At 64.4% G+C, this 12,678-nt stretch carries 14 protein-coding genes and 3 pseudogenes; 3 read left to right on the top strand and 14 right to left on the bottom strand.

Annotated elements, in window-relative coordinates:
* The first annotated feature begins 168 nt into the window (after positions 1-168).
* Positions 169-1,266: a GSU2403 family nucleotidyltransferase fold protein gene (locus THIX_RS08810; protein WP_112485937.1), complete on the top strand. Its 1,098-nt coding sequence runs from the start codon at positions 169-171 to the stop codon at positions 1,264-1,266.
* 78 nt (positions 1,267-1,344) lie between these two features.
* On the opposite strand, the gene THIX_RS08805 is transcribed toward THIX_RS08810, so the two are convergent.
* The 9 genes and pseudogenes from THIX_RS08805 to istA all read right to left on the bottom strand — a co-directional run bounded on the left by THIX_RS08805 (position 1,345) and on the right by istA (position 7,720).
* Positions 1,345-2,670 (bottom strand): IS110-like element ISCARN20 family transposase, encoded by a 1,326-nt coding sequence (locus tag THIX_RS08805; RefSeq protein ID WP_086558138.1) that lies wholly within the window; start codon positions 2,668-2,670, stop codon positions 1,345-1,347.
* A 139-nt stretch (positions 2,671-2,809) separates the two neighbouring features.
* Positions 2,810-3,346 (bottom strand): hypothetical protein, encoded by a 537-nt coding sequence (locus tag THIX_RS08800; RefSeq protein ID WP_112485936.1) that lies wholly within the window; start codon positions 3,344-3,346, stop codon positions 2,810-2,812.
* A pseudogene (locus tag THIX_RS08795) lies at positions 3,343-3,631 on the bottom strand (nucleotidyltransferase family protein). The gene THIX_RS08800 and the pseudogene THIX_RS08795 overlap by 4 nt, the downstream one beginning before the upstream one ends.
* A 203-nt stretch (positions 3,632-3,834) precedes the next feature.
* On the bottom strand, positions 3,835-4,236 hold the full coding sequence (locus THIX_RS08790) for a type II toxin-antitoxin system VapC family toxin (protein WP_112485935.1): 402 nt from the start codon (positions 4,234-4,236) through the stop codon (positions 3,835-3,837).
* Positions 4,236-4,481, bottom strand: a complete 246-nt coding sequence (locus THIX_RS08785; RefSeq protein WP_112485934.1) for an antitoxin — start codon at positions 4,479-4,481, stop codon at positions 4,236-4,238. The genes THIX_RS08790 and THIX_RS08785 overlap by 1 nt, the downstream gene beginning before the upstream one ends.
* A gap of 322 nt (positions 4,482-4,803) precedes the next feature.
* Positions 4,804-4,950 carry a hypothetical protein gene (locus tag THIX_RS23770; RefSeq protein ID WP_199195255.1) on the bottom strand — a complete coding sequence of 49 codons (147 nt, stop codon included), beginning with the start codon at positions 4,948-4,950 and terminating at the stop codon, positions 4,804-4,806.
* Positions 4,951-5,071: 121 nt separating this feature from the next.
* Entirely contained in the window at positions 5,072-5,308 is a 237-nt protein-coding gene (locus THIX_RS08775; RefSeq protein WP_112485925.1) for a hypothetical protein, read from the bottom strand.
* Positions 5,305-6,087: an IS21-like element helper ATPase IstB gene (gene istB, locus THIX_RS08770; protein WP_112485924.1), complete on the bottom strand. Its 783-nt coding sequence runs from the start codon at positions 6,085-6,087 to the stop codon at positions 5,305-5,307. The genes THIX_RS08775 and istB overlap by 4 nt, the downstream gene beginning before the upstream one ends.
* Entirely contained in the window at positions 6,062-7,720 is a 1,659-nt protein-coding gene (istA, locus tag THIX_RS08765) for an IS21 family transposase (RefSeq protein WP_233224470.1), read from the bottom strand. The genes istB and istA overlap by 26 nt, the downstream gene beginning before the upstream one ends.
* Between istA and THIX_RS08760 the strand changes: the two are divergent.
* Together THIX_RS08760 and THIX_RS08755 are read left to right on the top strand one after the other, a co-directional pair.
* Positions 7,638-8,255, top strand: a pseudogene (locus tag THIX_RS08760) (IS21 family transposase); the annotation flags it as partial. The gene istA and the pseudogene THIX_RS08760 overlap by 83 nt on opposite strands.
* A 112-nt stretch (positions 8,256-8,367) precedes the next feature.
* Positions 8,368-9,207 (top strand): annotated as a pseudogene (locus THIX_RS08755) (transposase); the annotation flags it as partial.
* A 47-nt stretch (positions 9,208-9,254) separates the two neighbouring features.
* On the opposite strand, the gene THIX_RS08750 reads toward THIX_RS08755, so the two are convergent.
* From THIX_RS08750 to THIX_RS08730, 5 genes are all read right to left on the bottom strand, one after another.
* A complete protein-coding gene (locus THIX_RS08750) occupies positions 9,255-10,850 on the bottom strand; it encodes an IS66 family transposase (RefSeq protein WP_112488269.1) in 1,596 nt (531 codons plus the stop codon).
* Positions 10,851-10,954: 104 nt separating this feature from the next.
* Positions 10,955-11,296 (bottom strand): IS66 family insertion sequence element accessory protein TnpB, encoded by a 342-nt coding sequence (gene tnpB, locus THIX_RS08745; protein WP_112485933.1) that lies wholly within the window; start codon positions 11,294-11,296, stop codon positions 10,955-10,957.
* Entirely contained in the window at positions 11,293-11,658 is a 366-nt protein-coding gene (locus tag THIX_RS08740; RefSeq protein WP_233224471.1) for a transposase, read from the bottom strand. Before THIX_RS08740 ends, tnpB begins: the two co-directional genes overlap by 4 nt.
* A 475-nt stretch (positions 11,659-12,133) precedes the next feature.
* The gene (locus THIX_RS08735; RefSeq protein WP_146748486.1) at positions 12,134-12,379 is read right to left on the bottom strand and encodes a hypothetical protein; all 246 of its coding nucleotides are present in this window, start codon (positions 12,377-12,379) and stop codon (positions 12,134-12,136) included.
* Positions 12,372-12,647: an NAD-dependent epimerase/dehydratase family protein gene (locus THIX_RS08730; protein WP_112485930.1), complete on the bottom strand. Its 276-nt coding sequence runs from the start codon at positions 12,645-12,647 to the stop codon at positions 12,372-12,374. The genes THIX_RS08735 and THIX_RS08730 overlap by 8 nt, the downstream gene beginning before the upstream one ends.
* Positions 12,648-12,678 lie beyond the last annotated feature (31 nt).

Here is a 12,678-nt window from a genome sequence, read left to right as displayed (position 1 = left end):
CTTTGACATCCTCACTGGCGCGAAGACGGGGGATTCTTACGGTGCTACGCATGAGTTGTCCCATACTGCAGCCTTATCCTGTTTGTTCGCGCCGAGTCAATGTTGACCGATGCGCTGGCGGTCCTCATTTATACTTAACTATACGATTTTCAAGTATAAAGATCAGCCATGCGCGAACATCCCCTTGCGATCCAGACGCTCTACGCCCAGTTGCTGCAAATCTGCCAGTCGTCCCCCTATCCTGGCGACGGATTTGCTGCAACCGGAGACGTCCGCGCCGTCTCAAAAATCATTCATGGTGCGACCTACTGGTATGCACAGTACACCGACCCCAGGGGCATCCAGGTCCAGCATTACATCGGGGCAGCGGCTGACACCACCGTGCAACGGACTCTCGCCCGGCTCGAAGACGAAGACGCACGGGCTGAGGCCGTTCAGCGGATGGCTTTGGTCAAGGCACTTGTTCAGTCAGGCTACATTGCACCCACCAGAGCAGCCGCTGGCGCTCTGCAAGTGCTGGAGCGTATCGGCGTCTTTCGATCCGGATGCGTGATGATCGGAACCCCGGCTTATGGTGTCATCCTCAACATGCTCGGTTATCGCGAGCACCCGGCTGTGCTAACGAATGACTTGGATCTTTCCTTTTCGCGGTACAGCCTTGCTGTCACGCAAATGGACATCGAGCAGGATCTGTTTGCGTGGGAACCCAAGCTTTTTGCCGTACCGCAACTCAACCGACGCCATGCCGAGGTGTCACTCAAGGTCAGAGGCCAGGATGTTCATATCGACTTTCTGACACCAGGCCGCATCGACGAGGACACGCCGATCAAGCTGCCCTCCGGCATTCATGCCCAGCCGCTGCCATTTCTTGACTATCTCGTCAATGCCACCCAACAAGCTGCTGCCTTGGCACCCTATGGTGCGCTTGTGAACGTGCCAGAGCCGGCGCGCTTCATGTGGCACAAGCTGGCAGTAGCCGCGATGCGTCCGGCAGCTTTTGCCGCCAAGCGTAAAAAGGATTTACACCAAGCGGCCGCGCTGTTCAAGGTTTTGTCGACTCAAAATCAAGACGATGCGAGCCAGGCTCTTCGACGGGTCAAAAAATCGATGGATGGACGGCATTTGGCCAAGGCTATTTGCAAGACGCTTTCAGCGCCTGAAATGAAATCCATCGAGATTTGGGTCCGGACGCACTGTGCGTGGCTATTCGACGATGCAGCAGCGCCAACCCAACCCGACTCATATCCAAGCGCCACCTCATCATAAAACTGCATGGTTATAGACCGTCGCTGGCAAAAGATGTGGCGCCACCTCTCAAGAAACAAAATGGGTTGAAGGCCGGTTTCATGCTGGCACCGGGTTTGGATGGATCTGGAAGCCAAGGGCAGCGGCGCGGCGCTTGAGGGCGACGATTGAGCGCTCGCGCTGCTGATCTTCATAGCGCTGCTGGCCTTGATCGACGAACGCCTCGCCACGCGTCAGCATGAAATACACCATGCGCGCCAGCTTGTGCGCGGTGGCGGTATTGGCACGCGGCTTGTCCATGCGGCCCGACAAGCGGCGGTAGAACGCGCCGAGGGCCGAGTCGCTGTGCGACAGGCTCATCGCGGCCATCTTCAGCGCCTGCCTGACCCGATTGGCGGATCGCCGGGTCTTGGCTGACAGCACCTTGCCGCCGCTGATCTTCGTGCCCGGACACAGCCCCAACCAAGAACAGAAGTGCTTGACGTTGGCAAAGCGACTCAGGTTGGGGCCGACCTCCGAGAGGATCTTCATCACCGCAGCCAGACCCAGGCCGTTGATGCGCGTGAGATCGACGCCGGCCCAGTTGGCCAGAATCTGGCGTGCGTCGAACTGCGCGCGCAGCTTGCTGCCTGCACGAGGCGTCTTGCCCAGATCGACCTTGGCCGCGCCAAGCTGGCTCAGCAGTCCTTGCAGCTTGGCGTCGCATTCGCCCAGGTGCCGGGCAATGTCGTCATACATCGCCAGCGCCTGGCGCAGCACGAACAGGTGCTCATCGCGCCAATTGCCCGTCAAGGCCTTGGCAATCTCCGTCTCACTGGCCTTGACACGAGCGTTGCGATACCGGGCCAGCGTCTTGGGGTCGCGCTCGCCAGCGACGATGGCGCGGATGATGGCTTGTCCCGTCAGTCCCATGACATCGGTCAGAACCTCGGTGAGCTGGATGTTCATCTGCACCAGCGCCTTTTGCATGCGCTGCACCCAACTGGCCTGCTCGGCCAAGAGCACGTCGCGCTGACGGGCCACGGCACGCACCACACAGACCTCATCGGTCGGGCGGAACGCCGCGCGCAAGAACCCCAGGCTCATCAACTTCTGCAACCACTGGCAGTCCTGCACATCGCTCTTGCGCCCAGGCACATACTTCATCTGCCGCGCATCGACCAAAAACACCGTCAAGCCGCGTTGCTCCAGCACCTCGAACACCGGGATCCAGTACACCCCGGTGGACTCCAGCGCCACGGTGTCGACCCCACACGCGAGCAGCCAGTCGGCCATGGCGTGCAGATCGTCGGTCATCGCACCGAACTCGCGCACCGGTTCGTCGCAGGCTTGCCGGGGTACCGCCACCCAGTGGCTCGACCCTCCTACGTCGATACCCGCCGCGTTGGGGAAGACCAGATCATCATCTCGCTTGCGCATCGCCATCGTTTGCTCCAAGATTGTCAACGAACGGCAGCGCCATGGGAGTCGTCGAATTCGACTCGATCTCTCAAACGGGATGCACATCGCTGTGCTCACCACTGTCGCCGACGATTCCCGGACCATGCTCACGAGCGGGCTCACCTCACGGCGTCCTACAACGCCGCAGGCTCGCACCAATGACTTGTCGGTCATCTCGGCACTGCCGTTCACCTTGTAGCCCAAAGATCGTTTCTTCGCAAACGCCGGGCGCCCCCAGGGGCTTGGGATGCTCACGAAGAGCCGATTTATCTTCTCCGGCCGTAGAATCGATACCGTCGACTATGTTGCAGACGTAAATGAGGCAGCTAGCGACTCCATCTGTCACGTGTTCACACGCGCCGGCGATATGCCACATAGAATCTAGATGATTACCCCGGCAACGGAGCAAGTCCACCTCGTTCCCAACGGGGCACGCCACGTCCCAGAGCGCCAAGTCAGCAGGCGGTGCCGCCTTGAGATCGCACTGTGCGATCATGTCAGCCAGCAGGTGCTTGCGCTTGTCGGCGAGAAAGTCTTGCTTGCTCATACCCTCGACAAAGTGACAAGCGTCCTTGGCGGCTTGCCGAATGTGATCCAGATCATCGGCCAGACGAGACAGGCTGACATCGGACAATCCATCCGTCCTCTCGGCTTCGCTCATATTGGCATGGCCTCGGCGAGCACCTTATCCCGGAATCTGGCTGGCAGGTCACTGGGCGTCAGCACATCAACCGGCACGCCGAGCAAATCCTCAAGAGCGAGCTGTACCCCCCAAGTCAAACAATGTTGCCCCGGGCAAGGCATCGACCAATATGTCGAGATCACTACCATCCTGGTCCGTGCCATGAAGCACGGACCCGAAGACGCGGGGGTTTGAACTGCGAAAACGGCTCACAGCCTCGCGTATGTCTGCATGCCGGTGAACAAGCGCAGCCGAAGGTTTCATCGCCAACTCCAGTCCTCATTTCAAGGATGATCCGCCTGATCAAAACGACGCCCGCCGCATTCCTGCGCAAATCTGGCTTCCAGCCCTCTGCATTCGAGAGCGCAAGGATTGGGCTGCTTTTTGTGCTTTGGCGGTTGGGGGCTGCTTTCATGCTGGAGCAAAATAGCGCACGCCACCGAGGCTTTTGAAGTCTGCGTCCTGGGTCAAGCCTCGGCTTCCCAGTTCTCGGCCTGGAGACTTTCCACGCGTGCAAACTCACGCAAATTGCGAGATACCAGAGTCAAGCCGCGGGCACTGGCCTGGCCTGCGATCAGGACGTCATACCCGCCGATGGGTGTTCCTTGCGCCGCCAGTGCCGCCCGAATCTCTCCGGCCCGGCGCGCATCGTCCTGATCGAACGGAACCACCTCAAAACGCAAGCCATCGACGATGGCTAAATTCCTCTCGGTCCGCTGGCTCTTGAAGGCACCGAAATACAACTCGTGCATCACGATGGACGGCAAACCGATGTCCACTGGCCGATACTGCCGAACACGTTGCGAGACCGGGCCAGTCGGATGGTTCAGCAACGCAATGACGGCGTTGGAGTCGAGCAGGAAGCGCATCAGGGGAAGAGTGCCGTCAACTCTTGCCGCTCCTGCGGTGCAGGTTGCGCCGCAACCGCCTGCATGAAGTCGGCATCCAAGGTACCAGCAAGCGCATCAAGCCAAGCCCAGTCGGTCGGGACGGGCTCAAGAATCACCGCCGCGCCATGCCGCCGTATCCGCACCACGTCACCTTCGAACCGAAAGGCCTTGGGCAAACGCACCGCTTGCGACCGGCCAGACCAGAACACTTTTGCCGTTTCCATAGGGCCCCCATGCAATACATAGCAAAAAGATATGCCAAAAACCGAGTGACGTCAAACTTGGTGGGGCATGCGGGGCATAGACCTTGGCCGCATCAAAACGACGCCCGCCGCATTCCTGCGCAAATCTGGCTTCCAGCCCTCTGCATTCAAGAGCGCCAGGATTGGGCTGCTTTTCGTGCTTTGGCGGTTGGGGACATGATCAGCGCCGTGCTGTTACTCATGTTCTTCAGCGTCACTTCCATGGCTGGTTCCTGTCAAACGTTGTTTGACACCGCCGACTCAAGCCCAGCCATGAAGTCAAACGATGTTGTACATCTGACGGCTACACGGGGTCGCTGGTCAGCATCCAGTCCAACGTATCGTTCAGCGCAAAACGCGGGGCAAAACCTGTGGCTTGCGTCAGTTTTTCGTGGGAGCCGCGTAAAACTGGAATTTCATTGGCGCGCACAAATGCCGGGTTCACTCGCATTTCAATGGCATAGCCCGTGTGTTGACGGCTTTGTAAATCCGCGCATATCCGGCGCCGAGGCGCTGTCCAGAGGCTGACACAACAGGGGGCCTGCCGGCCCCGTTGTTGTGGTCGGTGTCGTTCAGAAGTCGTCGTCGGGCACGGCGAAGGGCAAGTCGGGCTGGCGCGGATCGCGGTTGGGTTCGCGCTGCTCGCGCAGCGCGCTCTGGAGGTCGACGATGTAGCGCGTTCCGATCACCTCGCGCAGATCGTCGAGCAGTTCGAACACGGCCAGTGCCTGCTCAGCGCTCCAGGTGTCGGGCACGAGGAAGGCCACGCCGCGCCGCAGCCCAGAGGGCAGCAGTGGGGGGCGGTTCATGATGCGGCCTCGCCGCCGCTCTTGGGGCCTCGGCGCTTGCCCGCCCGGGTCTCGGTGCGCTCGCGCGCCTCCTTGAGGCGATACGAGTTCGCATCGATGGACACGACTTCGGCGTGATGGACCAGGCGGTCGACCAGCGAGACCACGCAGGCGGCGTTGGGGAACACCTCGGACCATTGTGCGAAGGGCTTGTTGGTGGTCACGATGGTCGAGCGCTTCTCGTAGCGCCGGCTGATGAGCTCGAACAGCAGATCGGCGTGGCGGTTGGAGTAGGAGAGGTAGCCGACCTCGTCGATGACCAGCACGTCGGGGGCCGCGTAGTGGCGCAGGCGCCGCCTCAGGGCGGAGTCGCTGTCCAGGGCGGCCAGTTCCCCGAGCATGTCGCCGGCGGGCTTGAACAGCACCGTGTGACCGTGTACGAGCGCCTGGTGGGCCAGGTTCTGCGCCAGGGTGGATTTGCCCACGCCGTTGGGGCCGATGAGCACGACGTTGACGGCCTCCTTGACGAAGCGCAGTTGCATGAGATCCTCGATGGCGCCGCGGTCAATGCGGCGGGGCCATTTCCAGTCGAAGTCGGCCAGTGCCTTGAAGCGGCCCAGCTTCGCTTGGGCTATGCGCCGGCACAGCGAGCGCTGGGCGCGCGCGTCCTCCTCCCACTGCAGCAGCGCCGGCACCCAGGGCGCGCCGGCCGCCTCGCCCCAGTGCTCGGCGAGGCCGCTCAGGTGCAGCGCCTGGGCGCGGCGCAGCAGAGAATCAGGACTGTTCGGGCTGATCGTCATCGTCGTTCTCCAGGGTCAGTTGGTCGTAGGTGTCGAGCGGGTGCGGCCGCACCGCGGCGTCCTTGTTCCGCACGTGCTCGGGCAGGCAGGAGGCCACGGGCGCTGGCGCGCCGCGCTGCAGGCGTCGCCGCTCCAGGCAAACGCGCACGGCGTTGGGGTGGGCCACGCCGCCGTCCAGCGCCTCCAGGATGGCGGCCTGCAGATCGGGCGCGCCGAAGCGCTCGAGCAGGTGCTCCATCTCCCGGGTGATGGCGCCGATGTGCGCGCCGGCGGCGGCCGCGCGCTCCAGCAGCGCCTGCGCCGCCGGCACGGCGCGCGTGAGGCTGTTGACGCCCCGGTGTTGGCGCGCCGCAGCCTTGCGCTGCTTGAGCTCCTCGATGTGGCGCGGCTCCTCGATCTGTCCGCCGCGATCGAAGCTGCGGCGGTGGATGGCCAGCACCTGATCGCCGTCGAGCACCCGGACCTGGGTGGTGTCGGCGCGCACCGTCACGGCGCGGCGCACGTGGGTGTGGGGCACCGAGTAGTCGTTGAGGTCGAAGCGCACGTAGGGCGTCTTGCCCACCCGGGCCACCACCACCTCCTCGACCGGATAGGGTTCGGCGGGCAACGCCAGCAGCAGCGGCTGCTCGCGCGCGAAGGCTTCGCGCACGCGCAGGTCCCGATCCTCGGGGCAAGCCCGCTCGGCCGCCTGGGTGCGGCACCAGACCTGGGCCTGATGGTTGAGGTCGGCCAGGCTGTCGAACTCGCGCCCGGCGAAGAAGGCATCGCGGATGTAGCGGATCGCGCGCTCGACCCGACCCTTCTCGTTGCCGCGCGCCACGGCCACCGGGCGCGGCTCGTAGCGATAATGCGCGGCGAAGGCCAAGAGCGTCGGGTGGAAGCGGATGGCATCTCCCGCGCGCTCGAGCACCGCCGAGCGCAGGTTGTCGTAGAGCAGGACCTTCGGGACCCCGCACCAGGCGTGGAACGCGCCGAGGTGCCCACGCAGGAAGCTCTCCATGCGCGCGTCGAGGAAGAAGCGCAGGTAGATCGCGCGCGAGTACGACAGCACCATCACGAAGCCCATGAGCGGGCGGCGGGCGCGCCCGATCTCCATGTGATCAAAGTGAGCCCAGTCCACCTGGGCTTGTTCAGCCGGCAGCGTGCGCAGCCGCAAGTAGGCTTCGGGCGCCGGGCGCGGCCGGTGCAGCGCGATGCGGTGGCGGAAGTGGTCCGGCGCCCCCGCGTACCCGCGCTCGCGCACCATCGCGTACAAGCGCGCCGCAGTCAGCGTGGGGAATTTCTCCAGCGTGCGCAGCACGAACGGCAGGTAGGGCTCGATCATTGATGCTCGCTGGATCGCCCCGCAGTGCGGTAGCCCGGCCTGCGCCAGCACCCGCTGCACCGTTGCGTGCCCTGATGGCCACCCAAACTGCTCCACTTGTGGCCAGGTCAAACTGCTCCACCCTGGCCACGGCGATTTGACGCGATGAGCGGCGCGTCGCCGTAGCCGGAGGCCACACTGGCAGGACGTTACTTTCTGTCCCCTTGCACGTCTCGGGGACTCACAGTTGAACGTCTTGAAGCCACATCTCCAAACCACGATCTGGACCCTGTTGGGCAAGGGAGCGACGCAGCGCGAGATCGCCCGCATCACGGGCATTTCGCGCCACACGATCCGCGCCTACCAGCAGCGCTTTGCCGCCGAGCGGCCAAACTGCCCCGGGGTGGCCACCGACTCGGAAGAGCAAACTGCTCCACCCCGGCCACCGACTCCGGCGGCCGCCACGGCGTCGGCGTGCGAGCCGCACCGCGCGTTCATCGAGGCGCAGCTGCGCCTGCAGCGCAACGCCATGGCGATCGACCAGGACCTGGTTGACCAGTACGCATTCGGCGGCGCGTACAACTCGGTCAAGCGCTTCGCCGCGCGCCTGCGCCACAAGGAGCCCGAGCAGTTCGACCGCCTGAGCTTTGTGCCCGGCGAGGAGATGCAGGTCGACTACGGCGAGGGCGCCCCCACGCTTGTGCCCGGCACCGACCGCTATCGCAAGCCGCGGCTGTTCGTGGCCACGCTGCGCTACTCGCGGCGCAGCTTCCGGCGCGTCGTGTGGAAGTCCAGCCAGCAGGTCTGGGCCGAACTGCACGAGCAGGCATGGAGGTACTTCGGTGGATCGTGCCATTACGTCGTCGGCCCTGCAAAACCCCGCCAGCCCGCATGAATGCTCACAGTTTTCTGTTTTTCTGTGCACCGAATCCCTTGAGAAGCGTTATTGGAGAAACTGATTTCTGAGGGATTTGAGGATGACCACGCCCGACTTTTTCCGCAGCCGCATCGACGCCATGATCCACCTGAACGATCCCCTGGCAGTGCTGGCCACGCGGCTACCGTGGGCGCAGTTGGAAGCGGCGCTGGCCGTCAAGTTTGAACACCAGGCGCGGCAGGGTGCAGTCCTCGAAGGGCACGACCTGTTCGGCCCTACACAGTCGCTGGTGGGCGCAGGCGCCAGTCCCGCCGGACGCCCCCGGCTGCCTCTGCGGTTGATGATCAGCCTGCTGTATCTGAAGCACACCTTCAACCTGAGCGATGAGGACCTGGTGGTGCGCTGGAGCGAGAACGTGCTGTGGCAGTTCTTCAGCGGACGGGTGTACTTTGAGCATCGCCCGCCGTGCGACCCCACCCAGATCGGGCGCTTTCGCCGCGCCCTGGGCGAAGACGGGCTGGAAGAGCTGCTCAAAGCCACCATCGACACCGCCGTGACGATCCAGGCCGTGCAGCCCCAGGAACTGCAGCGGGTGATCGTCGATACCACGGTGCAGGAGAAGGCTGTTGCCCACCCCACCGACAGCCGCCTGCTGGAGATTGCGCGCCACAAGGTGGTGCGTGCAGCCAAACAGGCGGGCATCGCGCTCAAGCAGACCTATGCCAAGGAAGGCAAAGGCTTGCGCTTCAAGGCTGGCGGCTATGCCCATGCCAAGCAGTATCGGCGCTTGCAGCGCTGCATCAAGCGTCAGCGCACGATCCTGGGCATTGTGCTGCGCGCGGTGCAGCGCAAGTTGCAGGCGGCGGCCCAATCTCCCTCCGTCGACTCTTCCCCCAAAGCGCTGGCTGCGCTGCAGCAGTGGAGTAAGCGGCTAGCCACCCCACCTTGACGAGTTGACCGCAGCGTGCGCGCAGGTCGGCGACGACCTCAGCCCATTGGCTGCCAGCGATGCGGCAGCAGCTCCTCGATGCGGCTGTTCATGTGTGTGGGCAGCCGCGTCAGAACGTCCTTGAGGTAGGCCCACGGATCATGCCCATTGAGCTTGGCCGATTGCACCAGACTCATCACGACGGCGGCGCGCTGGCCCGCCAGTTCACTGCCGGCGAACAGCCACGCCTTGCGTCCCATTGCCCAGGGCCGCATCAGGTTCTCGATGTGGTTGTTGTCGACCTGCACCATGCCGTCGTTCAGGTTGGCCGTCAACGCTGTCCAGGCGTTGAGGCTGTAGTCGATGGCGCCGGCGATCGCGCTGCCCTCGGGCACATGCGTTCGCTCCAGCCGCAGCCAGACGTGCAATTCCTCCCACAGTGGTTTCGAGCGGGCTTGCCGCATGGCAAGCCGTTCTTCTTCGGTCAAGTCCCGCGCCTCGCGCTCGATGCGGTAGAGCCAGGCGATGCGCTGCAACGCCTGCGTAGCCACCGGGCTCTGGTTGACCTTGATCAGCTCGTCGAACTTGCGCCTGGCGTGGGCAAGACAGCCGGCCGCCGTCCTCCCATCGGGCTTGAGCACGCTCTCGTAGCCCTTGAACTCGTCGCGCACCAGCGTGCCCGACCAGCCTTGCAAGAAGGCCATCGGGTACTTGGCACCGCGCCCGACGCAGAAGTCATAGGCCACGCCCGGCAACGCATCGAAGCCGCTGCGCGCGTAGGCCCAGACGTAGGCTCGTCTCGTCTTGCCCGCCCCAGGGTCGAGCATGTTCACCGGCGTCTCGTCGGCGTGCAGCACCTGCGCACCGAGCACGAACTCGCGCTGCGCGTCGAACAGCGGCTGCAATGCGGCGCCACCGCGCCCGGACCATGCCGCCAGCGTCGAGCGCGGCGTGTGCACGCCTGAGCGGGCGTTGATCTGCTCCTGGCGGTAGTACGGCAGGTGGTCGACGAAGCGGCTGACCAGGGTGTGCGCCATCAGGCCGGCGGCGGGCATGCCGCTGTCGATGATCTGCGGCGCCACCGGCTCTTGCACCAGCAGCTCGCAGCAGCGGCAGGCCCACTTGCCACGGATGTGGCGGTGCACGAAGAACTGCGCCGGCACGATGTCCAGGCGCTCGCTCACGTCTTCGCCCACGCGCACCATCGGCTGGCCGCAATCCGGAGATGGGCAGGTGGTGTCCTCGGGCTCGTGCTGATGTTCGACACGCACCAAGTGTTCGGGTAGGGCCTGCCGCTTGGGGCGGCGTCGCGGTTCTTGTGGCACCACATCGGGCTGCGCGCCAGCCTGCGCCTGCAGCGCTTCGAGCTGTGCCTCGAGGCTGGCCTCGTCGGCGGCGAGTGTCTCCTCGAAGAGTTGGCGCTGCTCGGCGTTCATGGCTTCAGTCTTGGCCGCGAACTTCCACGCCTTCAGGCGCGCCAGCTCGAACGTGATGCGCTCGATCTTGGCGTCACGGAACTTGATGTCCTGCGCTTGGGCTGCAATGTGCCGGCTTTGCTCGTCGATGTGCTGGAGCATTTGCTCCGCGATTTCGGTCAGCGCGACGGGGCTCAGACCATACAGGTCCTGGGCTTTGAGTTCGTGCACATTGAGCATGCGCGTCTTGTGCAAAGCCAGCATTGGCGCGGCTATTCGGACATGTCCGAATAGCCGCCGCGCTGCTTCTCAATGTCCAATCCCATCCGTGCGATCAGCCGCCATCACATGCGTGTGATCACCCGCATTTGCTCCAGCCGCTGCCAGGGCAATCCGAGCACCAAGGCGTCAAATTGCAGCTGCGTCAAGGTCATCGGCGCGGCCGCGGTGGGAACCTCGCGCGGCCACACGAAACGGCCGTCGTTCAAGCGCCGCGCCGCACACCACACGCCGAAGCCGTCATGCACGAGCAGCTTGATGCGGGTGGCGCGTGCGTTGGCGAACAGGTAGCCGTGATGGGCCTGGGCCGAGCCGAACACTTGCACCACGCGGGCGAGCAAACGCTCGGTGCCGGCGCGCATGTCCAGCGGCTCAACGGCCAGCCACAGTTGATCGATGCGGATCATCGTAGCCAACCGCGAAGCCACGCCGCGCACTGATCGGCAGCCGCCAGGGGCCAGCTCACGGCAACGCTCGTGGCACCCCGGCGCAGTTCGATGCGGATGTCTGCCAGCGCTGTTGGGACGGCCTCACGACTTGGCAAAGCCAGCGCGATGAACTCGCCTGCGCCGTGGCCTGCGCTGCTGGGTGATGCCGGCGGCCGGGCCGCTGGCGCTACGCCACGGCGCCACTTGCGCACGAGGTTGGCGTTGAGGTCGTAGGCGCGCGCAATGGCCGCCACCGAGGCGCCGGGCTCGCCGCACGCGGCAAGCACCCTGGCCTTGAGTTCAGCGGCGTGGCGCCGCCGCGGCGCACTCTTGATTTGCATGGCGTCCACCTCAGACATACGTGGACACCATGTTGGCCGCTATCCATCCGCTGTTCAAGGTGGAACGGCTAGCCGCTTACGATGCGCCCGGCACCGCCCGCACAGGTACAGGCGGCTAGGCGGCTGCGTCTGATCGTGCTCAGCGGCATGCTCTGGCATCGGCGCTCCGGCTGGTGCCGAAGCCCTCGCCGCCAGGACGTGACGCGTGTCGTCGGGAGGTGCGATACTGACAGTCCGCATCTCCCGACGGCGGGCCTGCATGGGTCCGCTCCGCCTGGGGGCTTGGGGAGGCGCGGCACCGGATGCAAACCGCCAAGTTCGAGCCGGTGTCGCGCCTGTTGTTCTTCGGCGACCAACCGTTCTACCACGCGCTCGGGGCATGCCCCCGTCGCCGTTCCCAGGCTGGGCGCGTCTGCGCTCGCCCTACGGGCTCCCTCCGACGCGCCCAGCGTTCAACCCCGCGTTCAACGATCCGTCAGTACCCACCAATTGCCGACGGCGCCACGCCTTCGCTACCCCTCGGCGCCAGATTTACGCGGATTTCGACCGCCATCGACACCGTGAGCGCCTGCATCGCGGCAATGACGTCGCGCAGCGCTACGGCCTTGCCGCTGCAAATGTTGAACAGCTTGCCCTGCACAGGGCCGTCGAGCAAGGCCGCATAAGCGCCCACCACATCGCGCACATCCGAGAAGTCCCGCGCCACGTCCAGGTTACCCAACTCGATGAGCGGCGCCCGCCGCTTCGGCATGCCCGACGAACGAAAGCGCTGCCAGATGCCCCACCTGGGTGGGCCGCACCTGGGCGACGGCGGCACGCACGGCCTGCGCGTCGGTCAGATCGCAATAGACTGCATCGGTGCTCCCGAGTTCGACACCAGCCGCGCTCTGCACCAAACCCACGGTCCTGGCGCCGCGTTTACGCAAAGCGCTGGCCAGATAGCGTCCGGTAAATCCTTGCAAACCGGTGATCAGAATGGTTTCGCTCAATGTCGTCTTCTTTGCCCGCCATCTGCGAGCA

It is taken from the genome of Thiomonas sp. X19, from assembly GCF_900089495.1.
GTDB lineage: Bacteria > Pseudomonadota > Gammaproteobacteria > Burkholderiales > Burkholderiaceae_C > Thiomonas_A.
This window is presented reverse-complemented; position numbering and strand designations above follow the sequence as displayed.